Origin of the sequence: Symbiopectobacterium purcellii (genome assembly GCF_019797845.1) — a bacterium.
GTDB classification, from domain to species: Bacteria; Pseudomonadota; Gammaproteobacteria; order Enterobacterales; family Enterobacteriaceae; genus Symbiopectobacterium; species Symbiopectobacterium purcellii.
In genome coordinates, this window is sequence record NZ_CP081864.1 from 4,352,439 (window position 1) to 4,377,329 (window position 24,891).

The 24,891-nt window shown below is 55.8% G+C and carries 20 protein-coding genes and 3 pseudogenes; 14 read left to right on the top strand and 9 right to left on the bottom strand.

The genetic code is table 11. The annotated features are described in order from the left end of the window. Positions 1-75 precede the first annotated feature (75 nt). Positions 76-672, top strand: a complete 597-nt coding sequence (gene slmA / locus K6K13_RS20265) for a nucleoid occlusion factor SlmA (RefSeq protein WP_195314936.1) — start codon at positions 76-78, stop codon at positions 670-672. Positions 673-777: 105 nt separating this feature from the next. Here the strand turns inward: slmA and pyrE are convergent, their stop codons facing one another. Together pyrE and rph are read right to left on the bottom strand one after the other, a co-directional pair. Further along, a complete protein-coding gene (pyrE, locus tag K6K13_RS20270; RefSeq protein WP_222158573.1) occupies positions 778-1,425 on the bottom strand; it encodes an orotate phosphoribosyltransferase in 648 nt (215 codons plus the stop codon). A gap of 273 nt (positions 1,426-1,698) precedes the next feature. Beyond that, positions 1,699-2,436 (bottom strand): ribonuclease PH, encoded by a 738-nt coding sequence (gene rph / locus K6K13_RS20275; RefSeq protein ID WP_222158574.1) that lies wholly within the window; start codon positions 2,434-2,436, stop codon positions 1,699-1,701. Between the two features lie 217 nt (positions 2,437-2,653). Here rph and K6K13_RS20280 point away from each other — a divergent pair, with 217 nt between their 5' ends. The 8 genes and pseudogenes from K6K13_RS20280 (at position 2,654) to K6K13_RS20315 (ending at position 11,819) form a co-directional block, all read left to right on the top strand. Beyond that, positions 2,654-3,619, top strand: coding sequence for a dipeptide epimerase (locus tag K6K13_RS20280; RefSeq protein ID WP_222158575.1), 966 nt, complete (start codon positions 2,654-2,656; stop codon positions 3,617-3,619). 35 nt (positions 3,620-3,654) lie between these two features. Next, the gene (locus tag K6K13_RS20285; protein WP_222158576.1) at positions 3,655-5,523 is read left to right on the top strand and encodes an ABC transporter ATP-binding protein; all 1,869 of its coding nucleotides are present in this window, start codon (positions 3,655-3,657) and stop codon (positions 5,521-5,523) included. A 71-nt stretch (positions 5,524-5,594) separates the two neighbouring features. Beyond that, entirely contained in the window at positions 5,595-7,136 is a 1,542-nt protein-coding gene (locus K6K13_RS20290) for a glutathione ABC transporter substrate-binding protein (RefSeq protein ID WP_222158577.1), read from the top strand. A gap of 18 nt (positions 7,137-7,154) precedes the next feature. Further along, positions 7,155-8,075, top strand: coding sequence for an ABC transporter permease subunit (locus K6K13_RS20295; protein WP_222158578.1), 921 nt, complete (start codon positions 7,155-7,157; stop codon positions 8,073-8,075). 8 nt (positions 8,076-8,083) lie between these two features. After that, entirely contained in the window at positions 8,084-8,986 is a 903-nt protein-coding gene (locus K6K13_RS20300) for an ABC transporter permease subunit (protein ID WP_222158579.1), read from the top strand. Between the two features lie 7 nt (positions 8,987-8,993). After that, positions 8,994-10,009: pseudogene (locus tag K6K13_RS20305) on the top strand (DmpA family aminopeptidase). Positions 10,010-10,019: 10 nt separating this feature from the next. After that, positions 10,020-10,841 carry a M55 family metallopeptidase gene (locus K6K13_RS20310; protein ID WP_222158580.1) on the top strand — a complete coding sequence of 274 codons (822 nt, stop codon included), beginning with the start codon at positions 10,020-10,022 and terminating at the stop codon, positions 10,839-10,841. A 15-nt stretch (positions 10,842-10,856) separates the two neighbouring features. Beyond that, the gene (locus K6K13_RS20315; protein WP_222158581.1) at positions 10,857-11,819 is read left to right on the top strand and encodes an isoaspartyl peptidase/L-asparaginase family protein; all 963 of its coding nucleotides are present in this window, start codon (positions 10,857-10,859) and stop codon (positions 11,817-11,819) included. Between the two features lie 60 nt (positions 11,820-11,879). Here K6K13_RS20315 and K6K13_RS20320 read toward each other — a convergent pair whose 3' ends face one another. The 6 genes from K6K13_RS20320 to K6K13_RS20345 are packed head-to-tail and all read right to left on the bottom strand — an operon-like array spanning position 11,880 to position 18,469. Beyond that, positions 11,880-13,400: a serine hydrolase domain-containing protein gene (locus K6K13_RS20320; protein WP_222158582.1), complete on the bottom strand. Its 1,521-nt coding sequence runs from the start codon at positions 13,398-13,400 to the stop codon at positions 11,880-11,882. Then, positions 13,397-14,137, bottom strand: coding sequence for an ABC transporter ATP-binding protein (locus K6K13_RS20325; RefSeq protein WP_222158583.1), 741 nt, complete (start codon positions 14,135-14,137; stop codon positions 13,397-13,399). Before K6K13_RS20325 ends, K6K13_RS20320 begins: the two co-directional genes overlap by 4 nt. Further along, positions 14,134-14,964: an ABC transporter ATP-binding protein gene (locus K6K13_RS20330; protein ID WP_222158584.1), complete on the bottom strand. Its 831-nt coding sequence runs from the start codon at positions 14,962-14,964 to the stop codon at positions 14,134-14,136. The genes K6K13_RS20325 and K6K13_RS20330 overlap by 4 nt, the downstream gene beginning before the upstream one ends. Further along, a complete protein-coding gene (locus K6K13_RS20335; protein ID WP_222158585.1) occupies positions 14,965-15,867 on the bottom strand; it encodes an ABC transporter permease in 903 nt (300 codons plus the stop codon). Then, on the bottom strand, positions 15,864-16,874 hold the full coding sequence (locus tag K6K13_RS20340) for an ABC transporter permease (RefSeq protein WP_222158586.1): 1,011 nt from the start codon (positions 16,872-16,874) through the stop codon (positions 15,864-15,866). Before K6K13_RS20340 ends, K6K13_RS20335 begins: the two co-directional genes overlap by 4 nt. Further along, positions 16,874-18,469 carry an ABC transporter substrate-binding protein gene (locus K6K13_RS20345; RefSeq protein ID WP_222158587.1) on the bottom strand — a complete coding sequence of 532 codons (1,596 nt, stop codon included), beginning with the start codon at positions 18,467-18,469 and terminating at the stop codon, positions 16,874-16,876. Before K6K13_RS20345 ends, K6K13_RS20340 begins: the two co-directional genes overlap by 1 nt. Positions 18,470-18,669: 200 nt before the next feature. Here K6K13_RS20345 and K6K13_RS20350 point away from each other — a divergent pair, with 200 nt between their 5' ends. The 5 genes and pseudogenes from K6K13_RS20350 to K6K13_RS20370 all read left to right on the top strand — a co-directional run. Next, positions 18,670-19,749, top strand: coding sequence for a dipeptidase (locus K6K13_RS20350; protein ID WP_222158588.1), 1,080 nt, complete (start codon positions 18,670-18,672; stop codon positions 19,747-19,749). Between the two features lie 88 nt (positions 19,750-19,837). Further along, on the top strand, positions 19,838-20,746 hold the full coding sequence (locus K6K13_RS20355; protein WP_222158589.1) for a LysR family transcriptional regulator: 909 nt from the start codon (positions 19,838-19,840) through the stop codon (positions 20,744-20,746). 116 nt (positions 20,747-20,862) lie between these two features. Further along, positions 20,863-21,726: a YicC/YloC family endoribonuclease gene (locus K6K13_RS20360; RefSeq protein WP_222158590.1), complete on the top strand. Its 864-nt coding sequence runs from the start codon at positions 20,863-20,865 to the stop codon at positions 21,724-21,726. 202 nt (positions 21,727-21,928) lie between these two features. Beyond that, positions 21,929-22,108: pseudogene (locus tag K6K13_RS20365) on the top strand (type II toxin-antitoxin system Phd/YefM family antitoxin); the annotation flags it as partial. Beyond that, a pseudogene (locus K6K13_RS20370) lies at positions 22,102-22,359 on the top strand (type II toxin-antitoxin system death-on-curing family toxin); the annotation flags it as partial. The pseudogenes K6K13_RS20365 and K6K13_RS20370, both read left to right, overlap by 7 nt. A gap of 25 nt (positions 22,360-22,384) precedes the next feature. On the opposite strand, the gene K6K13_RS20375 reads toward K6K13_RS20370, so the two are convergent. Then, complete coding sequence (locus tag K6K13_RS20375) at positions 22,385-24,802, bottom strand: inverse autotransporter beta domain-containing protein (protein WP_222158591.1); 2,418 nt, start codon at positions 24,800-24,802, stop codon at positions 22,385-22,387. Positions 24,803-24,891 lie beyond the last annotated feature (89 nt).

Here is a 24,891-nt window from a genome sequence, read left to right on the forward strand (position 1 = left end):
GCGTTTATTCAAGACGTTGCCCTAAATAATTCTAAATAGTTGTCAGCTTCTTTTTGATCAAGGGTCTTTTCTGACATGGCAGAGAAAGAAAATACGAAAAGGAATCGCCGCGAGGAAATCTTGCAAGCGTTGGCGCAAATGCTGGAATCCAGTGATGGCAGCCAACGCATCACTACCGCAAAGCTTGCCGCAATGGTCGGGGTTTCCGAAGCCGCACTCTATCGGCACTTTCCCAGCAAAACGCGGATGTTTGACAGCCTTATCGAGTTTATTGAGGATTCGCTGACAACACGTATCAATCTGATCCTGCAAGATGAGAAAGATACGTTCCAACGCTTGCGGTTGATTTTGTTACTCATGTTGGGTTTTGCTGAACGCAACCCCGGCCTGACGCGTATCCTGACTGGCCATGCGCTGATGTTCGAACAGGATCGTTTACAAGGACGCATCAACCAGCTGTTTGAGCGCATTGAATCGCAGCTCAAGCAAGTGCTGCGTGAGCACAAACTGCGAGAGGGGAAAGCCCTTGTCCATGACGAGTCACTGCTTGCCAGCCAACTGCTCGCCTTCTGCGAAGGGATGCTGTCACGCTATGTGCGCTCAGAATTTCGCTTTCGGCCTACGCAGGATTTTGAGACACGTTGGCCACTGCTTGCCGCCCAACTCTATTAACTTCACCTCGCTTTTGCCTAAGAGCCTCTGCACCAAGGCCTGTTTACATAAGTAACAGGCTGGCCAGAAACCTCTCAGGCAACATCAACACCCATGTACCGGTGACTACGCCGTTATACCATACCGATCGCGATAAGCCTTCACCGCATCCAGATGCACGGCCATCTCTGGTTTTTCGGCCAAAAAGCTGATCAGGTCTTGCAGCGCAATGATGGAAATCACCTGACACTGATAATCGCGTTCCACTTCCTGAATGGCCGAAATGGCGCCCGTACCGCGCTCTTGGCGATCCAGTGCAATTAACACCCCGGCAAGCGTCGCGCCATTTGCCGCGATAATGCCCATGGATTCACGAATGGCGGTACCTGCGGTAATCACATCATCGACCAGCATGATACGGCCTTGCAGCGCGCTGCCAACCAGATTGCCCCCTTCCCCGTGATCTTTGGCTTCTTTACGGTTAAAGCAGTAAGGCACATCGGTTTCATGGTGCTCAGCCAGCGCCACCGCGGTGGTCGTGGCGATCGGAATCCCCTTGTAAGCCGGCCCGAACAGCACATCAAAGGTGATACTGGCATCCACTAACGCTTCAGCATAAAAACGGCCCAAAAGTGCCAGGTCGCGCCCGGTATTGAACAGCCCGGCATTGAAGAAATAGGGGCTGACACGCCCGGACTTCAATGTGAATTCGCCGAATTTTAATACCTGTTTGCTAAGCGCGAATTCAATAAATTGGCGCTGATAGGCTTTCATTACTGCATCTCCTCGTATCACGGTGAGTATGGTTATGTACCCGTTATACTTCAAGCTGCATGTGCGTTGGCTGCGTTCACTCACCCGAATCACTTACCTAAGTAAGCTCATCGGGATTCCTTCACTTGCCGCCTTCCTGCAATTCGAATTATTTAGGGTACAGCTGGAATTCCAGCCATAAAAAAAGCGACGCCGAGGTCGCTTTGCAAAAATGGACAACGCCGCTGCCAGGCAACGGCTGATGAGATGACAGGCGGTTTATGCCAGTCATGTTTACTTGAGGTCCGCGACCGGCGCTTGCGTCAATGCCGCTTTCTGCGCCTCGACGATAGTGTCAATGCCACCACGCGCCAGAGCGAGCAGCGCCAGCAGCTCTTCATGGCTGAACGGCTCGCCTTCGGCGGTGCCCTGCACCTCAATCATGCGGCCATCTTCGGTCATGACCACGTTCATGTCCGTTTCCGCGGCAGAATCTTCCACATATTCGAGATCGCACACAGCTTCACCGGCAACAATCCCCACGGAAACCGCCGCAACCATGCCTTTGAGCGGGCTGGATTTGAGTTGGCCTTTTGCCACCATGCGATTGAACGCATCCGCCAGCGCAACACACGCGCCAGTAATGGAAGCGGTACGCGTGCCACCATCAGCCTGCAACACATCGCAATCCAGCGTGATGGTGTATTCACCGAGCTTTTCCAGATCAACGGCAGCGCGCAGAGAACGTGCGATAAGGCGCTGGATTTCCAGCGTTCTTCCGCCTTGTTTCCCCCTGGCAGCCTCACGCGCATTGCGGCTATGGGTCGCACGCGGCAGCATGCCATATTCAGCGGTTACCCAGCCTTTTCCCTGCCCTTTCAGAAAGCGCGGCACGCCTTCTTCTACCGTCGCGTTACACAGTACTTTCGTGTCGCCGAACGCGACTAACACGGAACCCTCCGCATGCTTGGTATAGCCACGCGTTAGCGTGATGGGACGCACCTGTTGTGCACTTCGGCCTGACGGACGCATGAGATTCTCCGGGTTATACGCTGTTGATTGGCGCGCATTATACGGCCTTCGGACAACAATTCCTACTTTAGGCGCGTTTCGCGATATCGGCAAGGGAATGTTGGCGTCTGCATCAAGGTATAGCCTGAGGTTATACCCTCCCGACAAACAAGTATTCGTCAGTCATTCCCCTGCATGAAATAGTTTTGATTATTCATTCACCAGAGGGATACACGAGATGCGCCAGATGCAGGTTGAGACCGTCAAACTCTCTCTGGCACGCCCGTGCAAGCGTGCACAGGAATTGCGCAATGCCGTAAGCGTAGTCAGGATCACCGTTGAAGAACAGGGATTTATCGGTTTAGGCGAATGTACGCCCGCGTTTGAATATCAAGAATCTGCCGCCAGTGTCTGCCGTCAACTTGACGCCGTGCGTGGTGCGGTTACACGTGGCGCGTCGAGGGATGAAATCCAAACGCTGCTCCCTCCTGGTGCAGCACGCAACGCACTCGATTGCGCACTGTGGCGCTTAAATGCGGCCCTGCATAAACAAACCGTATGGCAGCAGGTGGGAATACAACCGCCTGCCTCGTTGATCACCACGGAAACGCTGAGCATTACGTCGTTGGAAAACACGGTGGCAGCCACCCGCGATGCGATATCACGCGGGGCGCAGGTGATAAAGCTCAAACTGGATCGCAGCGACATCGTTGAGAAAATCGCCGCAGTGCGCGACGCCGCACCCCGTGCCACGCTGATGGTTGATGCCACGGAAAGCTGGGCTGGGCTCGATTTACTCAGCCTGTGTCACGCACTGCTCCCCTATAACATCGCGCTGATTGAGCAACCGTTACCGGCAGGCAAAGATCAGGAGTTACTGCGTTTTTCGCACCCCATCCCTCTTTGCGCTGATGAAAGCTGTCGCCATGCCGGCGATATTCCCGGTATCCGCCGTCGTTACGAGATGATCAACATCAAGCTGGATAAGTGTGGCGGATTGACAGAAGCACTGGCCATGGTGCGTGAAGCACGGCTCCATGGGCTAAAACTGATGGTCGGTTGCCTGGTTGGCTCTTCACTGGCGATGGAAGCCGCACTACCGGTCGCTGCCGCCGCCGACTATGTCGATCTGGATGGCCCGCTCTGGCTGGCCGCCGACAGTTCACCCTACCTGACTTATCACCACGGACGCATCTGGCTATGACACAGCAAGAGTCCACACTGTTAACCGGAGTCCACATGACGCAACTCGCACAGGCCACCCCGAACCCGGCGTCGGCCCCCCCACAAACCGCCCTGCCGGTGCTGGAGATCGATGACCTGAGCGTCAGCTTCAGCGGCAGGTCGGGCAAACATGTCGCCCTGAAAAGCGTCTCGTTTTCCGTTAACAAGGGGGAGATCGTTGCCATTGTGGGTGAGAGCGGCTCGGGAAAATCCGTGACGTCGTTAGCCGCGATGGGCTTGCTGGCCGGTTCTGCCGCCATTGAGCGCGGCAGCATGCATTTCCACTCCCGCCACGGACAGCGCCACGATCTGCTGAATATGAAAGAGGACGATCGCCGTCAACTGCGTGGACGCGATATGGCAATGATCTTTCAGGAACCGATGACCTCACTCAACCCAGTGTTGAAAGTGGGCGATCAGTTGACGGAAGCGCTGCGCGACCATCAGCTTTGCGATACGGCCACCGCGCATAAAAAAGCGCGCGAGTTACTGCGTAAAGTGCGCATCGCGGATGTGGATCGTGTGATGAAAAGCTACCCGGCCTCCCTCTCCGGTGGCATGCGCCAACGCGTGATGATCGCGCAGGCGCTGGTATGCGAGCCGCAGTTGCTGATTGCCGATGAACCCACCACCGCGCTGGATGTCACCGTACAAGCGCGCATTCTGCACATCCTGCGCGATCTCCAGCAGCAAAGTGATACTGCCGTGCTGTTTATTACCCACGACATGGGCGTTGTCGCTGAAATCGCCGATCGCGTGGTAGTGATGTACCGGGGTGAAGTGGTGGAACAAGGTACGGTTGAGCAAATTTTCGCGCATCCGGAGCACCCTTATACTCAAGCCTTGTTGGCCGCAGTGCCGAAGCTGGGCGATATGCGTGACAGCGCCTGGCCGCGTCGTTTCCCGCTGCTGGGACAACAGCAATCCAGCGATAGCGAACAGAAAACGGCGCGCTATGACGCAGAGCCGCTGCTGGACATCCGTGGTTTGCGCGTCTACTACCCGATCCGCAGCGGTATTTTCTCCGCGGTTACGCACCGCGTACATGCCGTCGAACAGATTGATTTTTGCGTGTGGCCCGGCGAAACCCTGGCGATTGTCGGGGAGAGCGGCTGTGGAAAATCCACCACTGGGCGCGCACTGCTGCGCCTGATTCAGAGCGAATCAGAAAGTATTCTGTTTCAGGGCAATGAAATCTCCCTGATGGACGATCGCGCTTTTTTGCCGTTGCGCCGCGAAATCCAAATGGTTTTCCAAGACCCGTATGCGTCATTGAACCCGCGCTTAACCGTCGGTTTCACCATTGCTGAACCGCTGCTGCTGCACGGGCTGGCCCGATCGCTGGAGGACGCAACGCCCCGCGTGCAGGAACTGCTGAAAAGCGTCGGACTACCTCCCGAACACGCCCGTCGCTATCCGCACGAGTTTTCCGGCGGCCAGCGCCAACGTATCGCTATCGCCCGCGCCATGGCACTGCAACCTCAGGTCATTATTGCTGACGAAGCCGTCTCCGCACTGGATGTCTCGATTCAGGATCAGGTGGTAAACCTGATGATGGATCTGCAACAAAAAACCGGCGTGTCATGGATTTTCATTTCTCACGATATGGCCGTGGTCGAACGCATCGCCAACCGCGTTGCCGTGATGTATCTCGGTCAGATTGTGGAAATCGGTCCGCGCCAGGCGGTGTTCAATAACCCTCAGCATCCTTATACGCAGCGTTTGCTGGCTTCGGTGCCGATTGCCGACCCTCAACAACGCAGCGTGCGCCAGTTTGATGACAGCGAGATCCCTTCCCCGCTGCGCAAGGCAGGCGAAGAGGTCAATAAAATGACCTATCGCGAAGTCGGCCCACACCACTGGGTCGCCAACGACAGTCATTGATGAAACGCATTGATGAATAAGCCGTTTTAAACAACAACAACGACAACCCATTCACAACCGGGAGACACAACATGAAGCCACTACGATATCGTTCCGCGCTGGCCCTCGGGCTTTCACTCTGTCTGGCCGCTGCGGCTCAGGCTCAAGATCTGCGCATCTCTATCTATGCCGATATTACCGGGCTCGACCCGCACGACACCTCAGATACCCTGAGCTACTCCATCCAGAGCGGTATCTTTGAGCGCCTGTTCCAGTTTGATAACCAAATGAAACTGTTACCGCGTCTGGCAACCGGATACACCAGCAATGACGATGCAACCGAGTTTGTGGTCACGCTGCGCGACGGCATCACCTTCCAGGACGGCGCGCCCTTTAATGCCGAAGCGGTCAAAGCCAACCTGGATCGCCTGGCCGATCAGAGCAAAGGCTTAAAGCGTAATAGCCTGTTCAATATGGTAAAAACTGTCACCGTGCTGTCTCCGACACAGGTGAAGATTGAACTGAATAAATCATTCGGTGCTTTCGTCAACACACTGGCACACCCGTCTGCCGTTATGCACAGCCCGGAAGCGCTGAAGAAATACCCGGATGAAGCACAACTGCGCGTCCACCCGGTCGGCACCGGTCCGTTTAAATTCACCGAATGGCAACAGGGCAAAGACGTCAAGCTGGTCAAGAATGACAGCTACTGGCAAAAAGGCTGGCCGAAAGTGGATAGCGTGACCTTCTACCCGACGCCGGAAGACTCCACGCGCGTGGCAGCCCTGAAATCCAGTCAGGTTGATGCGATTTATCCGCTGCCGTCCGATCTGCTGGCTACCGTACAGAGCGACAGCAAACTGGCCGTCCAACGCGACCCCGGTATCTATCAGTTCTGGTTGGCGATGAATAACCTGCGCCCGCCCATGAATGACATCCGCGTGCGTCAGGCACTCAACTACGCCATCAACCGCGATGTGTGGCTGAAAGTCGGCTTTGCGGGCATGGGTACACCGGCAACGTCAGCCATGGCGCCGGGTGTTCAATTCTTCCACGCACAAACCACGCCGAGCTACAACTACGATCCGGCCAAAGCCAAAGCGCTGTTGAAAGAAGCGGGTTACCCGGATGGCATCAGCCTCAAGCTGTGGACCACTAACCGCACCGATTACATCCGTAGCGCACAGTTCTTCAAACAGCAGTTGGAACAGGTAGGCATCAAGATCACCGTGACACCGATGGATTCCGGGATGCGTAACGCCAAACTGTTCGGCGTGAAAGACCCGAAAGAGGCGGAGTTCGATCTGTTCTACAACGGCTGGTCACCTTCTACCGGTGATGCTGACTGGGCGCTGCGTCCGCTGTATGCCACCGAGTCTTGGGTGCCTGCAGCTTATAACGTGGCCTACTACAGCAGTGCTGCCGCCGATAAAGCCATTATGGCTGGCTTGGCGACCGCCGATCTTGGCAAGCGCGCCGCCGCCTACGCCGAAGCACAGAAAGTGATTTGGGGTGATGCGCCCGTCGTGTTCCTGGGTACACCGGACAATCTGGTCGGTAAAGCGAAAAATCTCTCTGGCGTTTACATGCTGGCAGATGGCTCGTTGATCTTCGATCAGGCTGAATTTAAGTAATCGCACGGGGAGAACGCCATGTTTGCTTATATCGTCCGACGTTTGCTGGAAATGATCCCGGTGCTACTGGTGGTCTCCCTGTTAGTGTTCGGTTTTATCAAGCTGTTACCCGGCGATCCGGCGCGGATTTATGCCGGGCCGGATGCCCCGATTGCCGCCGTGGAGGCCGCTCGCCAACTGTTAGGGCTCAACGATCCGTTGCCGCAGCAGTATGTTCGTTGGCTGGGTGGCTTGTTGCGCGGCGATCTGGGCATCACCTATCGCACGCAGCAACCCGTGATGGACGTGATCGCCAAAAGCTTTATGCCCACCATGTGGCTGGCGCTGGCAGGCTTCGCCTGGTCAGTGGTACTCGGCCTGTTGATTGGCGTGGTATCGGGACTAAAACGTGGAAAGTGGCAGGATTGGACGCTGATGAGCGCCGCTGTCGGCGGTATCTCCATGCCACCTTTCTGGCTCGGATTGCTGCTGATCCAGTTTGTGGCGATGCCGTTCGGGGTGTTTTCCGTCAGCGGTTTTAACCAGCCGAGCGATATTGTGTTACCCGCTCTGACGCTGGGTGCTTCCGTGGCCGCGGTGATGGCGCGCTTCACCCGCTCCGCCTTCCTTGAAGTGGCACAGGAAGATTATGTCCGTACCGCACGATCTAAAGGATTACGCCAACGGCTGATCACCTGGAAGCACATCATGCGCAATGCGCTGATCCCCATCATCACCATGCTCGGCCTGCAATTTGGTTTTCTGCTGGGCGGTTCGATTGTGGTGGAAAGCGTCTTCAGTTGGCCCGGATTGGGCTGGCTGCTGATTGAATCGATCAAAACGCAGGACCAGCCGGTGATTCAGGCGCTGGTCATGCTGTTTGTGTTCGAGTTTATTGTTATCAACCTGCTGGTCGACCTGCTCTACGCCGTGGTTAACCCAGCCATTCGTTTACGCTAGGAGCGATCATGAGCCACGCTACCGATCCCACGATGACCGCCGCCGCGCAGGATAACGCCACCATCCGTTCACCGATGCGTGATTTTTGGCAGGCTTTTATCCAAAACCCGCTGGCGCTGGTGTCCGGCGGATTTATTCTGCTCTTGGTGCTGGTCGCGGCCTTCGCCCCTTGGCTAGCCCCTTATAACCCGATGGACCCGGATTGGATGGCACTGTCCGCACCGCCTTCCGCCAGCCATTGGATGGGGACCGACGATCTGGGACGCGATGTGATGAGCCGTATTATCTACGGTTCGCGCATCTCCTTATATATTGGTCTGTTTTCCGTCACGCTTGGCATGGTTGTCGGCATTGTATTGGGTCTGCTGGCCGGGTTTTATGGCCGCTGGATTGATATGCTGATCATGCGTAGCGCCGATGTGCTGTTCGCCTTCCCCGGTATGCTGCTGGCTATCGCGGTGGTCGCCATTCTCGGCCCTGGCTTGAATAACGTGATTATCGCCGTCGCAGTATTCAGCGTGCCGGTGTTCGCACGTATCGTACGCGCTTCTGCCTTAACCCTGAAACAAGCCGCCTACGTGGAGGCGGTGCGCAGTGCCGGTGCGCCGGATCGCATCTTGCTGATCCGCCATATTCTGCCTGCCACCTTGCCGAACGTGATCGTCTATTTCACCATGCGCATTGGTACCAGTATTCTCACGGCGGCCAGCCTGAGCTTTATCGGTCTTGGCCCTGAGCCAGATGTGCCTGAGTGGGGGAATATCCTCGCGATGAGCCGCAGCATGATGATGGCCGGTCAATGGCACGTCAGTGTCTTCCCCGGTCTGGCGATTTTCTTCACCGTGCTGTCATTCAATTTGTTAGGCGACGCCTTGCGCGATACGCTGGACCCAAAACTGAAGAATGCATGAGAATCCTATGATGGCTTTTCAACAGGCGCAGCTGCACGCCCTATTGCAGCGCTGGCGTGACCACCAGCAAGTCGGCGTGCCACGTATGCCCAGCGGCCCAGGCAACAGCCTGTGCGATGTGCCTGGCGTGCGCGTTGGGCATGAAACGCTGGCGCAGGGCGAAGTACAAACCGGCGTTACTGCCATTGTGCCGCCCAGTGACAACCTGTTTACGCAGCCGCTGCCGTGCGGTGCCGCGGTTCTGAACGGTTTTGCCAAACCGGTGGGATTGGTCCAAGTGGAAGAGCTGGGGCAACTGCAAACCCCGATCCTGCTGAGTAATACGTTGGCTATCGGCACACTGTTTACCACGCTGGTGCGCGACGCGATTGCCAAAAACCCTGAACTCGGGCGCTCGCTGCCGACGGTGAATCCGCTGGCGCTGGAATGCAATGACGGCTGGCTGAACGACATTCAGGCATTGGCGGTGACGGAAGCCATGGCGCAGGCCGCCCTGAGCAAGGCAGATACCCACTTTGCACGCGGCAGCGTCGGTGCCGGGCGCGGTATGAGCTGCTTCGGTCTGAAAGGCAGTATCGGCACCGCATCTCGTCTGATTCCCGAACTGAATGCCACGTTGGGTGTGTTGGTGCTGGCCAATTTTGGCACGCTGGCATCGCTCACGCTGGACGGACTACACATCGGCCCCTTTATTGAACCGCTGCTGCCCGAGTTGGCACCACAACGCGATGCGGGGTCAATTATCATCATTATGGCAACCGATGCACCGTTGGATGCGCGCCAGCTTGGGCGCATCGCCAAACGCGCCGGTGCCGGACTGGGCCGTCTGGGCAGCTATTGGGGCCACGGTTCTGGCGACATCGCCGTCGCGTTTTCCACCCAGCCCACGCCGCCGCCGATGCCACAGAACATGCCGTACTGGATGCCCTGCTGTGCGCCGAGGCGGTGAGCGGTTTTCGCGGCCACCACCGTCCAGACTTGCGACAGGTGTTAGATAGTCTTGCACAACACGTTTTAGCGTAAGGACATACCCATGAAAGTGTTTATTTCTGCCGACATCGAAGGGATCGCCGGCGTGATGCGACCGGAACAGTGCAGCCCCGGACAAGCCGAGTACCAACTGGCTCGCGGGCTGATGGAGCAGGAAGTGAACGCCGCCATTGACGGTGCTTTCGCCGGTGGCGCAACGGAAGTGGTGGTGGCTGACAGCCACGCCGCCATGACCAATCTGCGAGCAGAGAATATTGATGCCCGCGCCCGTCTGGTTCAGGGCAAACCGCGCATACTGTCGATGGTCGATGGGCTCGAGCAGCAGGCGTTTGATGGACTGATGTTCATCGGCTACCACAGCGCTGCCGGAGAGCACGGCGTGCTGGCGCACACCATCAATGGTCGCGCCTTCTATCGGGTGAAAATCAACGATGCAGTGATGGGTGAGAGCGATATCTACGCGGCCGCCGGTGCCGAAAAGGGCACACCGCTGTGGCTGGTCAGCGGCGATAATATCCTGCAACAGTGGATCGCCCGCTATTATCCCCAAACCGCCTACGCCTGCGTCAAACGCGCCATTTCACAAACCTCGGCGGAATCGCTCAGCCCACCAGCGGCGCAACAGCTGATTCGCGCACAGGCGCAACAGGCCGTGCAGCGCGCGCACCGTGAAAACACCTCGCGCATCGCTGCGCCCTATCATCTTGAACTGATGACCGCCAAACCGGTGCTGGCCGATCTGTTTAGCCTGATCCCCGGAGTGGAACGCGGTGATGCGGTGACGGTACACTACACCGCATCCACCATGACAGATATCGTTCGCTTGCTAAGCACTTTTTCGTATCTGGCTACCACACAGAACTAATAACAGGGAGATGACATGGTCAAGCCAGTCATTGTGATCCACGGAGGGGCGGGGGCATTGACCCGTTCCGCCATGAGCGCAGAAAAAGAACACGCTTACCGCGACGCGTTAAACGCCATTGTCGCCAGCGGCCAGCAGATTCTCAGCCAGGGCGGCAGTGCGCTGGATGCCGTTACCGAAGCGGTGCGTTTACTGGAAGAGTGTCCGTTGTTTAATGCCGGGCACGGTTCAGTCTTTACGCACGATGAAACCCACGAACTCGATGCCAGCATCATGGATGGCCGCACTCGGGATGCTGGGGCTATCAGTTGCGTCAGCCATATTCGCAATCCGGTGCTGGCAGCAAGGGCTGTCATGGAACAGAGCCAGCACGTGATGTTTACCGCGGCAGGAGCAGAAGCGTTCGCACGTAAGCAGGGGCTGGAGATGGTCGAACCCGACTTCTTCTCGACCGATGCCCGGCGTGAACAGCTACATCATGCGCAAGCAGGAGAAGGGCGTGTCGTGCTGGATCACGATGGTCAGCGCGATATGGCGCAGGGTGACCCTATCGATCCGGAACGCAAATATGGCACCGTCGGTGCCGTGGCGTTGGACAGCGCAGGCAATCTCGCCGCCGCCACCTCAACCGGCGGCATGACCAACAAGCAGGCCGGACGCGTAGGCGATAGTCCCATCGTTGGTGCAGGCTGCTACGCCAACAACAATACCGTTGCCGTCTCTTGCACTGGCACAGGCGAAGTGTTTATCCGCTGCGTAGCGGCCTATGATGTCTCTGCGTTAATGGAGTATGCCGGGCTGACGCTGGAGCAAGCCGGCGAGCGCGTGGTGATGGAAAAACTGTTGCCGCTGGACGGCAGCGGTGGCCTGATCGCCGTCGATAAAGAAGGAAACATCGCGTTGCCGTTCAACAGTGAAGGGATGTACCGCGGTTATGGCTATGTAGGCCAAGCCCCGTGGGTGGGCATTTACCGCTAACGTACAGGTAGCGGAATGCCCTGTGCTGGCATTCCGCAACGTGAAGTATGACGGGTATATTTACGCCCAGTGAACGTCCCCACGCCGCGCCGTCACCACCCGACTGCGGTTAAGCAAAAACGTCATGTTGTTGCCTTCGATATGCAACGCAAAGCGTTTCTCCCACGGGCCGTCCTGCGCGGTCGCCAATAGCCGACCTTGACCCAAACACTCCAGCGACGCAACCGGCGCCGAGGGGCCAATTCCCATCACCAGGCGGTCGCCTTCAATCACCCATTCACTGCGCCATTCCGGACAGAACCAGCGGCCTTGCGCTTGCGCGAGAGAATCATCGCGATGTGGCAGCACAAAGCGTTTGGTGGCATGGCCTATTTCACCCTCAATCACTGTCCCTTTCTGACGCAGCTGCATCGGCAAATGGCTGGAGAGCGATATCGCTCCGTCCTCTGACGGATAGAGCGTTTCGGTCGCGCCCAACCAGCAGGCGTTGTTGCCACTGATTTCCAGCCACTCGCTGCCGTTTTCCGCCACATACAGCCCCGGCATCAGCGCATGGCCCGGTTGCGGTAACGCTTGCCCGGTCAGCGCCGCCATGATGCGCAGTGCACAATCATAGGTTGACACGTCCTCACGGTTTGCCACCAGCGCCAGCCCCACACCACGCTGCGGATCGAGCAGAAAATAGCTCTTATAACCCGCATGAGAACCCCCGTGGCCGACCCAGTGCGCATCACCAAAACGTGAATGAGCAACCCCTAAACCATAGCCAGTCACGCGGCCATCCGTTAGCTGGCGCGGTGCAGTCAGGCGCGCCACTACCCCGCGCCCCGGCCCCTCATCGCGCAATAGCGTTTGCAACCAGGTGCTCAAATCACGCACGCTGCCCGCCACACTGCCGGACGCAGAAAGATGTAGCCCGGCGCTTGCCAGTTGCCAACCGCTGTCGCTGCGCCAATACCCCGGCACCAACCCAGGCACAATATCAAACCAGGTTTCCGGTGCGAACAGGTGGATATCTAAGGGTTGGCAAATATGCTGCTGCAAGCGTTCGGCAAACAAAATGCCCTTGGCTTTCAACGCCTCCTCCACCAGCCGATAGCCGGTATTGGAATAGGAAATTTCACTGCCTGCCGGGTAGTTCAACTTATCCAGCGCAGCAACAAACGCCAGCAAATCATCAGATTGCGTGGCGTTGTAGACCGATAACCCAAGCAACGATAGCGTTTCACGCAAATCGTGCAACCCGGCCGTCATATCCAACGCCTGACCGACGGTAACCTGCCCGCTCGGGCCACGCAGTTGGGGCAGATGCTGCGCCAACCGGTCGTCGAGTGCGATAACCTCTGCTAACGGCCCGGTGACCAACGAAGCAAATATATGTTTGGTTACCGAGGCAAAACGCACCACGCTATCCGCGCTGAATGGCGTGCCTTGCGCCAGGTCAGCCAGACCGCCGCAGCTTAACGCCCGTAACTGATTGCCATCAAACAGCGCAATTGCGCCGCCGGGCTGCCCCTCTCCCTGCCATTGCGCCGTGATGGACTGCGCCACCTCCGTCGCCCGCTGCCAATCAAGCGTCATGCGGGTTCCTCCAATGCGATACTCAATGCATACAACTCAGCGGTATGAGGATGTTGAATCTGCCCGGCACGTAGCTGCTCGGCGCTCAGGCTTTCTACCATCTCTCCTTGCTGCATCACCCCCACCTGCTCGCACAAGTGGGTCACCACGGCCAGATTATGGCTCACCATCAGGTAGGTCAGCTTACGCTCCTGCCGGATATCTGCCAGCAGATTCAAGATTTCAGCCTGTACCGATACATCCAGCGCAGAGGTCGGTTCATCCAACAGCAGCACTTCCGGCTCGACAATCAGCGCCCGAGCAATGGCAACGCGTTGGCGCTGTCCACCTGACAACTGGTGCGGGAAACGAAAACGCACCGCCGCAGGCAGCCCCACATCATCCAGCATTTTGGCAATGCGTTGCTCAGCATTATCGACGCAGTGCACCAACAGGGGCTCTTGTAAAATGCGATCGATGGTTTGGCGCGGATGAAGAGAACCATAAGGGTCTTGAAATACCATCTGCACTTGGCGGAAGAAGTCCCGCCCGCGTTTGGCGCCGAGGGCCATGCCCCCGAACAGCATCTCACCCTGCCAGTTATCGTTCAAACCGGCCAGCGCGCGCAGAATGGTCGATTTACCGGAACCGCTCTCGCCAACAATGCCAAAACTGCCGCCACTCTCTACCTGAAAAGAGACGCCCTTGACCACCTCGGTAGCGCCAAAAGCGATACGCAAGTTATTTAAGGTAATCATCCGTTTTTCCACGCCTCATCACGTTTCATTACCGGCAGCCGTTCACGCGGGTGTTTCAGTGACGGCAAACAGGCCAACAGTCCCTGGGTATACGGGTGCTGCGCAAGCTGGAGATCTTTGGCGGCCAGCATCTCCACCACCCGCCCGGCATACATCACCGCCACGCGATCGCAGAAATGCGACACCAGCGGCAGGTCATGGCTGATCAAAATCAGCCCCATGCCACGCTGTGAGACCAGATCGTCGATCAGCTTGAGGATATCGGCCTGCACTGTGGCATCCAATGCGCTGGTGGGCTCGTCCGCAATCAGCAGTTCCGGGTCAGGCGCCAGCATCATGGCGATCATCGCCCGTTGCCCCATCCCGCCGGACACCTCATGCGGATAGCGTGCGGCCACCTGCTGCGGTTCGCGAATGCGCACCTGCTCTAACAAATCGGTGGCTGCCGCCAGCGCGGCACGGTGCGAGCCGCCCTTATGCTCACGCCATGCTTCAGCGATCTGTTGACCAATCGTCATCACCGGATTGAGGGAGTATTTCGGGTCTTGCAGAATAAAGCCCACCCGCTTGCCACGAATACGACGTAAGGTTTTTTCATCCGCGCCGCGCAAATCGATGCCGTCAAAGCTAAGCTTATCCGCCTCCACGCGCGCACTGCCGGGCAGCAGTTGCATCAGGCTGCGTGCCGTCAGAGATTTGCCTGAACCGCTCTCCCCGACAATCGCGAATTTCTCTTTGCCAATACTCAGCGAAACGCCACGCACCGCTTCAAACGTCTGTGTACGGCTCGCGAACGTAATACGCAAGTTTTCAATTTCCACCAACATTTAGCGCTCCTTCGGGTCCAGTACGTCACGCAAACCGTCACCCAAAAAGTTAAACGCCAGCGAGGTCATGAAAATGGCGATACACGGCACCAACGGCACCCACCATTCGGAGAATAAGAAACGTCGCGCAGTAGCAATCATGGTGCCCCATTCCGGCGAAGGCGGCTGTGCCCCCATGCCGAGAAAGCCCAGACTGGCCGCCGTGATGATGATAGAACTCATATCCAGCGTGATACGCACCACCAGACTCGGCACGCAGAGCGGCATAATGTGGCGCACGATAATGCGCAACGGCGTCGCCCCAGTGAGCTTGCAGGCAGCGATAAAATCACTGTGGCGAAACTGCATGGTTTCCGCCCGCGCCAGGCGCGCATAGGGCGGCCAGGACGTCAGCGCAATCGCCAAGATGGCGCTCTCGACACCGGGCTTCAACGCAGCAACAAACGCCAACGCCAGAATCAATCGGGGGAAGGAGAGGAAAATATCCGTTACGCGCATCAGGGTTTTGTCTACCCAGCCACCGGCATACCCGGCGACACAGCCAATCAATAACCCTAGCGGCGCGGTCAGCACCACTACGGCGATCACCATGCCGAGGGTGGTACGACCGCCATACAGAATACGGGTGTAGATATCACGCCCCAATTCATCCGTGCCGAACCAATGGGCAGCAGAAGGCGGTGCCAATCGGTTGGCCAGATCCTGAAATCCCGGCTGATAAGACGTCAGCCAAGGCGCGAGAGATGACAATACCAGTACAGCCAGAATCACCACCAACCCGATCATTGCCATCGGATTAGTCTGTAGCCCCAACCATAAGCGATAACGTCGCCCCCAGATGGCCTGACGGCGCGTCGCGGGCGTTTCGTCGAGCAACCATGCTCGTGAGACAGGAAAAATCATTTTACGCGCGGGTCCCAAAGTCGATAGAGAATGTCAGCCAGCAAATTGAGCAGCACGTATACGGTGCCCACCAGCAACGTGGCACCAATCACCGGATTCATGTCAGCGTTCATCAATGCCGTGGTGAGGTATTGACCTAGCCCCGGCCAGGCGAACACGTTTTCCGTGACCACCGCCCCTTCCAACAGCCCGGCATAGGTCAGTGCCAATACGGTCACCAACTGCACCGCAACGGTCGGAAAGGCGTGACGCCAGATAACCCGACGCGACGACAGCCCTTTGGCGCGCGCGGTAATGACGAATTCACCGCTCAACGCATTGAGCATGAAGGTACGTGTCATACGGGTGATATACGCCATACTGAAATAGGCGAGGATCAAGACCGGCTGCGCCATGTGTGCCAGCGCGTCGTGAAAGGCGGCGTAATCCCGCGCCAACAGCGAATCCACCGTGAGCAAGCCAGTGACCTGCGGCACCATATCCTGAAAAATGATGTCCTGACGCCCCGGCCCCGGCGCAATGCCGAGTACGGCATAGAAGATAAGCAAGCTAAGCAGTGCCAGCACAAACACGGGCAACGAGTGCCCCGCCAGACAAACCATACGAATGGTTTGATCGACCCAAGTACTCTGCCTCACTGCGGCCCACACGCCGAGTGGAATACCGACCAGCGCCGCGATAATGATAGCGGCGGTAGCCAGCTCCAGCGTAGCCGGGAAGAAACGCGCGATATCCGTCATCACGGGATTGGACGTAAGGATCGAATTGCCGAGATCGCCGTGCAACAGTTGCGAAAGATAGCGGCCAAACTGCACCCACAGGGGCTGATTCAGCCCCATCTCTTCACGCACGCGTTGCACCACGTATTCCGGCGCATTGTCCCCCACCATCGCCAACACCGGATCGGTGGGCATGATGCGACCGATAAAAAAGGTCAGCACCGACAGCCCCAACAGCGTGAGCAGCAAGCTGCCCAGGGTACTGAGAATACGTTTTGCTATCAGCATCAGGCTTTTTTCACCTGATCGTACGGGTTGTCACGCAGTACCGTCATGTTCACACCGCTGATGTTTTTGCGGCAGGCAATCGGCAAGGTGTTTTGCATCAGGAAAATAAACGGGCTGTGCTCACGGTGCTCACGCTGGATGGTTTCATACAGCGCGATACGCTTGGCGGAATAGCTTTCATGCAACGCCTGCTCGGTTAACGTGTTGAATTTTTCGTCAGACCAGCCGCAGCGCCATGCCAGAGTACGGCTGCGCGCATTTTCCGTGTTATCGAGATTGACGCAGAACGCTTCGGTGTTCGAATTGGGATCGAAATAGTCAGCGCCCCAGGCCGTGATCGCCAATTGGTGCTGGCGGGCACGCATTTTGGTCAACACCGCGCGGTTTTCAGAAGAGACCAACTTCGCCTTGATCCCCACGGCACCCAGTTGAGTCTGGATGGCCTGCGCGATATCCGGATAGGGCTGTGCAGAGTAGTGATCGATGGTGATCTCGAACCCATCGGGATAACCCGCTTCTGCCAACAGCGCTTTCGCCTTGGCCACATCCTGATGGAACGGCGTATCGTCCAGTGCCGCAGGGAAGCCGCCCGGCAGGAAGCTCTGATGCACGCGGTGCGTCAGTGGAATGATGTTTTTCTGAATGGCGTCATAATCAATCGCCCATTTCAGCGCCTGCCACACCTGCGGTTTTTTCAGTAATTCATTGGTGGTGTTGCACGACATTAGCATGATGGTCGAAACGTCACGACGGATCACATTGAACTCAGGGTCGTTGACGATCGGGCGCAGTTGTTCGCTGGTCAGATCGCGCGCGATATCCACATCCCCTTTTTGCAGCATCAGCAACTGTGCCGCAGGGTCGGTGATGTGCTTCATGATCACGCGCTGAATTTTGCTGTCGGTCTGGAAGTGGGTGTTCTTCTCCAGAATGATGCTTTCGCTCGCTTTCCAACTACGCAGCGTGAACGGGCCAGACCCGGCACTGTGCTGTTTAATCCAGGCGTAGCCGAAATCGCCGTCCTGTTGGTTCGCCAGCGCGGCTTTCTTCTGCACGATGCTGCCCACTGGCGCAGAGAGGCAATAGAGCAGGAAAGATTCTGCCGCCGGCTTGTCCAGGTTCAGCACCAGCGTACTGGCATCCGGCGCGGTGATGTGCTGCTCCACGTTATCCTTGGTGAAGCCGAACTGGTTGATAATGAAGGCGGGGCTTTTATCCATTTTAACCGCACGCTGTAACGAGAACGCTGCATCTTCTGCGGTAACTGGCGTGCCATCGGAAAATTTTGCTTTTGGATCAATATGGAAGGTAAAGGTCTTACCGTCGTTGCTCACTTCCCAGTGCGTGGCCAACTCGCCTTTCACTTCGCTGGGTTTCAACGGGTTTGGCATGACCAGACGCTGGTAGAGGTTACCCACAATCTCAGAGCCTACCGCTTCAAAACTTTCATGGGGATCAAGGCTGGTCATGTTATCCAATTGCATCGCCATCACCAGCATGGTGGGAGGCGTGGCAGCAAAAGCGGAGTGCAGGTTCAGATAGGATAAAAAAGGTACGGCGCCGCAACCGGCGAGAAAACGTCTCCTGGTAAGCATGAATCCCTCAACTTATTGATATATTTAACAATTAATTGGATTTTATTTCATATCCAGCCTTGACATAGTCAAACGGGATTGGCTTAAATGAACGCACCAGGACATCCATTCCCTGCGCAATCATTTGTCCATTTTGGGGCAACGTGCACCTTAATGGGGCAAATACCGTTTCATCGCATCCTGAGCCGATAACTTTGAATATGTCTAACAATTTCCTAACGGGTACGCAACGCCCTTTCCCTGTTTTTGACGGGCATAACGATGTTTTATTACGCCTTTATTCCTCCCACCGGGAGGATGCGGTCAATGCCTTTCTACAAGGCCCAGCCGCCGGTCAAATCGATTTGCCGCGTATCCGACAAGGGGGACTGGCTGGCGGATTATTCGCCGTTTATGTCCCATCCCCTAAAGACCCAGCAAAATCTGTACCAGAAAACGACAGTTTGTTTGTAAACCATGCGACACCGTCGATGGAATCTGCCAGAGAGATAACCTTTTCAATGATTTCCACGCTGTTGCGCATTGAGGCGGCCTCCGCTGGGCAAGCCAAAATTTGCCACAGCGTAGCCGATATTCGTCACTGCATGGCGACGGAAACCCTGGCGATGGTGTTGCACATTGAAGGTGCAGAGGCACTCGACCCCGATCTGGAACTGCTTGATATCCTTCACGCAGCGGGTTTACGCACCCTGGGTCCACTCTGGAGTCGACCGAATATCTTCGGCGACGGCGTACCGTTTCGCTTCCCTTCTTCAGCCGATATCGGTTCCGGGCTGACGGAAACCGGCCTGCGTCTGGTGAAAGCCTGTAACGCCAAACGCATCATGGTGGATTTGTCGCACATGGATGAAAAAGGGTTCTGGCAGACCGCTCGCATCAGCGATGCCCCGCTGGTTGCCAGCCACTCCAACGCCAATGCACTCTGCGCGCAGTCCCGCAATCTGACAGACAAACAGCTGGATGCCATTCGTGAAAGCAACGGCTTTGTCGGCGTGAATTTCGGTACTGCGTTCCTGCGCGCCGATGGTAAAAAAGACCCGAACGCCACGGTGGAAGAGATTGTCCGCCACGTCGATTACCTGCTCAACAAGCTGGGAGAAGACGGCGTCGGTTTCGGTTCCGATTTCGATGGCACCACCGTGCCGCCAGACCTGCATGATGTCGCAGGGCTGCCACTCCTGGTCGACGCACTGACGCGACGCGGATACGATCGCCCATTGCTGGAAAAAATCTGCTACGGCAACTGGTTGCGTGTACTGGAAGCCACCTGGGGTAAATAACCACGGGCCAAAGTATCGGGTGGCGTGGATATTGCATGGAATTTGCTCAAGGTGAAATGATGACCTAACCAACACGGAGCACCTGTCCATGCGTTTACGCCACATCGAAATCTTTCAGGCTATTCTTCAGGCTGGCACCATCAGCGGTGCTGCCCGCTTGCTGAACGTTTCGCAGCCGAACGTCAGCCGGGTGCTCAATCATGCGGAGCAACAGCTGGGATTTGCCCTGTTTGAACGCGGCGCGCAGGGCATGGTGGCAACACGCGAAGGGCGACGTCTGATCCCCGAAGTACAGGAGCTTTACATCCATCTGCAAGCCATTGGTTCACTGACGGAACAGATGAGACGCAATCGGGTACAAACGGTGCGGTTAGGGGCGGCGCATGCGTTTAGCCAAATGGTGGTTGCACCCACCATGGTGGAATTTCACAAGCAAGAAGCGCGTGTCAACGTAGAGCTGGTGACCGAGCACTTCTCCACGCTGTGTCAAAATATCCTGCAAGACCAACTCGATTTTGCGCTGGTCTTTGGTCAACAAGTACCCGCAGCCCTGCTGGCTGAGCCGCTGTTTCAAGCCTATATGGTCGCTGTGTTGCCCAAAGACAGCCCACAGAATGGTCCGGTATCGCTGGAGTGGCTCTGTTCCAATAACCTGCTGATGATGCAGCAGCAAGACCCGTTAGGCCAGGTGCTGCACCGTGCGTTGCGCGCCAAAGGGCTCACGCCGATGTCATCGGTGTATATTAAAACCTACTCGGTAATTGCCGACATGGTACTGGCAGGCGGCGGTGCGGGTATCGTCGATCTGTTTACCGCGCATCGCTATGCCGATATGTTGAAAATTGTACCGATCGCACAGCCGCTGCCGTTCGAGGTGACGCTGATCAGCCGTCGCGACAACCCACAATCACGCGCCGCATTGCAATTGAAGCAACTGATGAAAAACAAGTGCTGGGAAATTGCCCGACAAAACGAAGGTCTGTTTCACGCCGCATAATGCGGTCGCGCTCTGAAATCCTCTCGTGCGCCGACGGCTCAACCGATTTTATCCTACCCTGCAAAACCACGGGCGCGTTATACTCGCCCTATCTCTTGCTAAACAGGTAAATACCGATGATCCGCAGTATGACCGCCTACGCCCGCCGTGACATCAAGGGCGGCTGGGGTAACGCAGCGTGGGAGCTTCGCTCCGTTAACCAGCGTTATCTTGAAACATACATCCGCTTACCGGAACAGTTCCGCAGCCTGGAGCCAATGATTCGTGAGCGTATTCGCGCCCGTCTGACGCGCGGAAAAATCGAATGCAACCTGCGTTTTGAACTCGATCCGAGTGCGCAAGGCAGCCTGATCCTGAATGAAAAACTGGCAAAACAGCTGGTTGAAGCCGCCAACTGGGTCAAAATGCAGAGCGATGAAGGGGAAGTCAATCCCGTTGATATTTTGCGTTGGCCGGGCGTGATGTCCGCTCAAGATCAAGACCTTGATGCGATCAGCAAGGAGTTGATGGCCGCACTGGAAAACGCGCTGGATGATTTTATCACCGCGCGCGAAACCGAAGGTGCCGCGCTGAAACTGCTCATTGAGCAACGCCTTGCAGGCGTGAGTGCCGAAGTGGTGAAAGTGCGCGCGCACATGCCAACTATTCTGCAATGGCAGCGCGAACGCCTGCTCAACAAGCTGGAAGAAGCGCAGGTGCAGTTGGAAAACAACCGACTGGAACAGGAATTGGTGCTGTTGGCACAGCGTGTTGACGTTGCCGAAGAGCTGGACCGGCTCGAAGCGCACGTTAAAGAGACCTACAACATCCTGAAAAAGCCGGAAGCCGTTGGCCGCCGTCTGGACTTCATGATGCAAGAATTCAACCGCGAATCTAACACCTTGGCCTCCAAATCCATCAACGCCGACGTCACTGCCAGCGCCATTGAGCTGAAAGTGCTGATTGAGCAGATGCGTGAGCAGATTCAGAACATCGAGTAACGTTTCACGCGCTCTCACCACCGCTCGTTGCTAAAAAAGCCATGGTAAAAAATGGCTTTTTTTTCATCTCATTGAACGCATCCAAATATCCGTGCCCGAACAACGGACAGAGATCAACATCAATACCCAATCCTATAATGAATTGAACATTGTTTATAATTGAATCAAAACAGCACTAAATGTACATTCAAGAAGACACATTATGCGTATTTACACCTCAACGCAGGCACGGGCCAAAATCTCAGAGGTATTGGATGCGGCCACACATGGCGAACCCGTTGAAATCACTCGTCGAGACGGTAGCGCAGCCGTGGTTATCAGCAAGGCTGAATTTGAGGCATACCAAAACGCTAAGCTGGATGCCGAGTTTGATGTGGTGTTACTGATGTCTTTGAGCTCGCCGCCACCTACTGGGTCGCGATCGCTCGTGGACACATTTTTAACGATAGGAATAAACGCACAGCGTTCTTTGTTACCATGACCTTCCTCTACCGTAACGGTATTAGCATTCGTGATACCGACAATATGTTGGAAAACTTAACGGTAGAGGCAGCAATTGGCGAGAAAACCGTCGATCAATTAGCACAGCATTTACGTGACTTAGTGGAGAATGTTATCCCTACTCATCAATGACGAGCGAACAGCCCTGAACAGGCAACTACCTGACAACCTGCAACGTCACATGCAGCAGGTATTCCACCTCAAAGTCTTCCGTGCCGCTTCTCGCAGAAAAATGAATATCGCCCACATAACGCCCTGGAGGCAAGGTTGCATTATCGTCTGCCGAGAACACCAGTTCAGCATCCATACCATTCCCGGCCTTGGCACAGCCAATCGCATCATTGAGCGGCCTGAGCTTACAACCAGAATGGCGATATCCTCTGAATTTCACCGTATAGCGATTTTCATCCGCTTGGTTGGTCAATACCACGACTAAAGCCTGATCGCTACGCGATGACCAGACCAATTGCTGGGGGCCAAGGGTCGGCGCTTTTGCGACAAACCCTAGTGATGAATACCCCTTGACCGGTACCGAGCGATATCTGACACCTTCACTGGCAATATCCCAGGAGTCTTCAATAAATCCCATGGTCTTGACGCTGACATCACTCACGCTGGAGTGGTTAATAGCGGCGGTAACCGTCACCTTACCTTTATCAACACTTTTTAAGCTGGCACTGGCGATACCCTGCGCAGATGTTACGGTCTTGCTGGCGGACAAGTGACCAAATGAATGCCGCCATTGCACCACCGCATTGGGAACAGGGTTGCCGTGCTCATCGCTAATCAAGGCGGTAAACTGAACATAATCAATGCCATCACCTGTCAGTAAGGATTTATCCGCAGACAGAGACTCGACCCTGGCCGTCGTCACATCGGCCTTCAGTGCGAATCTTGCCGATAATGATGCCATCGCCACACCATCAAGCCGTGGCGTTATGGAATAAACCCCCGCTTTCGTTCCCCTTACCGTAGCAATATAGCGGCCAGTCTCCCCGCTTTCACGAATTGCACTGAGAGCCACTTCACTGGCAGAGGGGTCACCTCCCTGCTGGTTTTGTAGCCGAAAGGAAAGATGGCCGGCCATGTTGCGCAGGGGTCTATCGTTACTGTCTTTTATCGTGAGGACGATGTTGATACTGCTCGTATTGTTTGCCACGGCTGAAACCGGCATCACCGATAACGTGCCACGGGGGGTATCAGAGGCTATACGCATCATGGTCATTGCGGGCGCATGAACGCGTACCCAAGATCTCCCCTGATTGGAGCGATGTCCCTGTGTACCTACGGCAACGGCACAAACGCGATAACAATTCTGGGGCTGACCGTCTTCCTTATAGTTGGGTAACACGACCGCATAATTTTGGTAGCCACGCGGCAAAATTTTTCCGCCAGCAGCGATCAACGCCGGGGCGGACCACTCAAGACGAGAGAGCCTATCGGTGGCATTCACTTCAACATTAAGCGGTTTTTGCTCTCCGGAATACCCATCTACCGTTCGAATCATACTCAAAAAGAGGCGCTGTATCTTACGGTACTCAAGCACCAGATGATTTTTGCGAGTGACAAGATCGTAACGCTGCCTCGGCAAATGGCGAATCGAACGAACGGCTTCAGGATCAAGTTGCCGTTCCCAAGGCAAACTAAACTGATAGTGAAATTGCAGGCCAAAGCGCGTATCACCGCTTCCTGCTTTTCCACTGCGCTGCTCTGCACTCAACGTCATCAGTGGAAAGGGGGTGTAGCTTACGCCCACCCCCATGGCATGCGGGTTATGTTGGCGGTCGTCTTTACCAAACAGGACCACCTGCTCGCCATAAAATTGTTCATACGATAGCCTTACACCAAGTTGGGGCCAATAAGGTAAATAGGCTTCTGTGCGAATGTCCCACCCATTCGCAGGACGCTCCCGTTCATTACCATACGGCGCTTTCCAATTGCTAAGGCGCAGGTAACTGTTCACACCCAGCTTCAGGAAATCACGCCAGTACTCGACGCCAATCCCCGCACGCACATGATGATGGGAAAAATCGTAGTCAAGAAAACCGTTGCCCCCCAGCACAGCGCTGTGCGTGACGTGACGCATGCCTAAACCCAGGTTTGCCTGCACACGTTTATCAATATGGTGGATACTGCCCTGGGTGAAAATAAGATTGTCCTGCCGGTCTCGCAAAGGAAGCAATAAATCAACCTGCGATTTTTTAAGCAAAGAGGCATTATTCGCATCGAGTTGCACTCGAGCAGTACCAAAACGGCTTAGCCACTGCTGAAACCCACTACCGGCCTGATCGACAGCAATGCGATGCAGTTCAGTCATCGCGGTATCGCGCTTTGGATCGTCAGCAAGAAAAGGGCCAATACGGAGGGCTAATTGAGCAACCTTATGCGACCGTTCATTATCTGGAATTACCAGGGAAGACTCATCACGTTGATAATTTTTACTGTTTGATACCAAAGGTAATGCTGGGATAATCAGTTTTTCACCAGGTTGAAGATCATCAAACTCATATAATGAGGTCCGCGACGCATTTAATTGTCGCAATATCTCCAAACTGATATGCAGTTTTTTTGCCACGGATGGCGGTGACTCTCCCATTTTCAACGTATATAGCATAGTGGGTAGGGAAGCAAGGTCCTCAGTATCGTTGAAAATTTGATGAGTGG

Coding starts and splice junctions, on each gene's coding strand:
- K6K13_RS20300 (WP_222158579.1), top strand. CDS start 8,084: ATGAGCCACGCTACCGATCCCACGATGACCGCCGCCGCGCAGGATAAC.
- K6K13_RS20350 (WP_222158588.1), top strand. CDS start 18,670: ATGTCTAACAATTTCCTAACGGGTACGCAACGCCCTTTCCCTGTTTTT.
- K6K13_RS20320 (WP_222158582.1), bottom strand. CDS start 13,400: ATGACGCTTGATTGGCAGCGGGCGACGGAGGTGGCGCAGTCCATCACG.
- K6K13_RS20360 (WP_222158590.1), top strand. CDS start 20,863: ATGATCCGCAGTATGACCGCCTACGCCCGCCGTGACATCAAGGGCGGC.
- pyrE (WP_222158573.1), bottom strand. CDS start 1,425: ATGAAAGCCTATCAGCGCCAATTTATTGAATTCGCGCTTAGCAAACAG.
- K6K13_RS20280 (WP_222158575.1), top strand. CDS start 2,654: ATGCGCCAGATGCAGGTTGAGACCGTCAAACTCTCTCTGGCACGCCCG.
- K6K13_RS20285 (WP_222158576.1), top strand. CDS start 3,655: ATGACGCAACTCGCACAGGCCACCCCGAACCCGGCGTCGGCCCCCCCA.
- K6K13_RS20310 (WP_222158580.1), top strand. CDS start 10,020: ATGAAAGTGTTTATTTCTGCCGACATCGAAGGGATCGCCGGCGTGATG.
- K6K13_RS20340 (WP_222158586.1), bottom strand. CDS start 16,874: ATGCTGATAGCAAAACGTATTCTCAGTACCCTGGGCAGCTTGCTGCTC.
- K6K13_RS20330 (WP_222158584.1), bottom strand. CDS start 14,964: ATGTTGGTGGAAATTGAAAACTTGCGTATTACGTTCGCGAGCCGTACA.
- K6K13_RS20315 (WP_222158581.1), top strand. CDS start 10,857: ATGGTCAAGCCAGTCATTGTGATCCACGGAGGGGCGGGGGCATTGACC.
- K6K13_RS20345 (WP_222158587.1), bottom strand. CDS start 18,469: ATGCTTACCAGGAGACGTTTTCTCGCCGGTTGCGGCGCCGTACCTTTT.
- K6K13_RS20325 (WP_222158583.1), bottom strand. CDS start 14,137: ATGATTACCTTAAATAACTTGCGTATCGCTTTTGGCGCTACCGAGGTG.
- K6K13_RS20290 (WP_222158577.1), top strand. CDS start 5,595: ATGAAGCCACTACGATATCGTTCCGCGCTGGCCCTCGGGCTTTCACTC.
- K6K13_RS20335 (WP_222158585.1), bottom strand. CDS start 15,867: ATGATTTTTCCTGTCTCACGAGCATGGTTGCTCGACGAAACGCCCGCG.
- rph (WP_222158574.1), bottom strand. CDS start 2,436: ATGCGTCCGTCAGGCCGAAGTGCACAACAGGTGCGTCCCATCACGCTA.
- slmA (WP_195314936.1), top strand. CDS start 76: ATGGCAGAGAAAGAAAATACGAAAAGGAATCGCCGCGAGGAAATCTTG.
- K6K13_RS20355 (WP_222158589.1), top strand. CDS start 19,838: ATGCGTTTACGCCACATCGAAATCTTTCAGGCTATTCTTCAGGCTGGC.
- K6K13_RS20295 (WP_222158578.1), top strand. CDS start 7,155: ATGTTTGCTTATATCGTCCGACGTTTGCTGGAAATGATCCCGGTGCTA.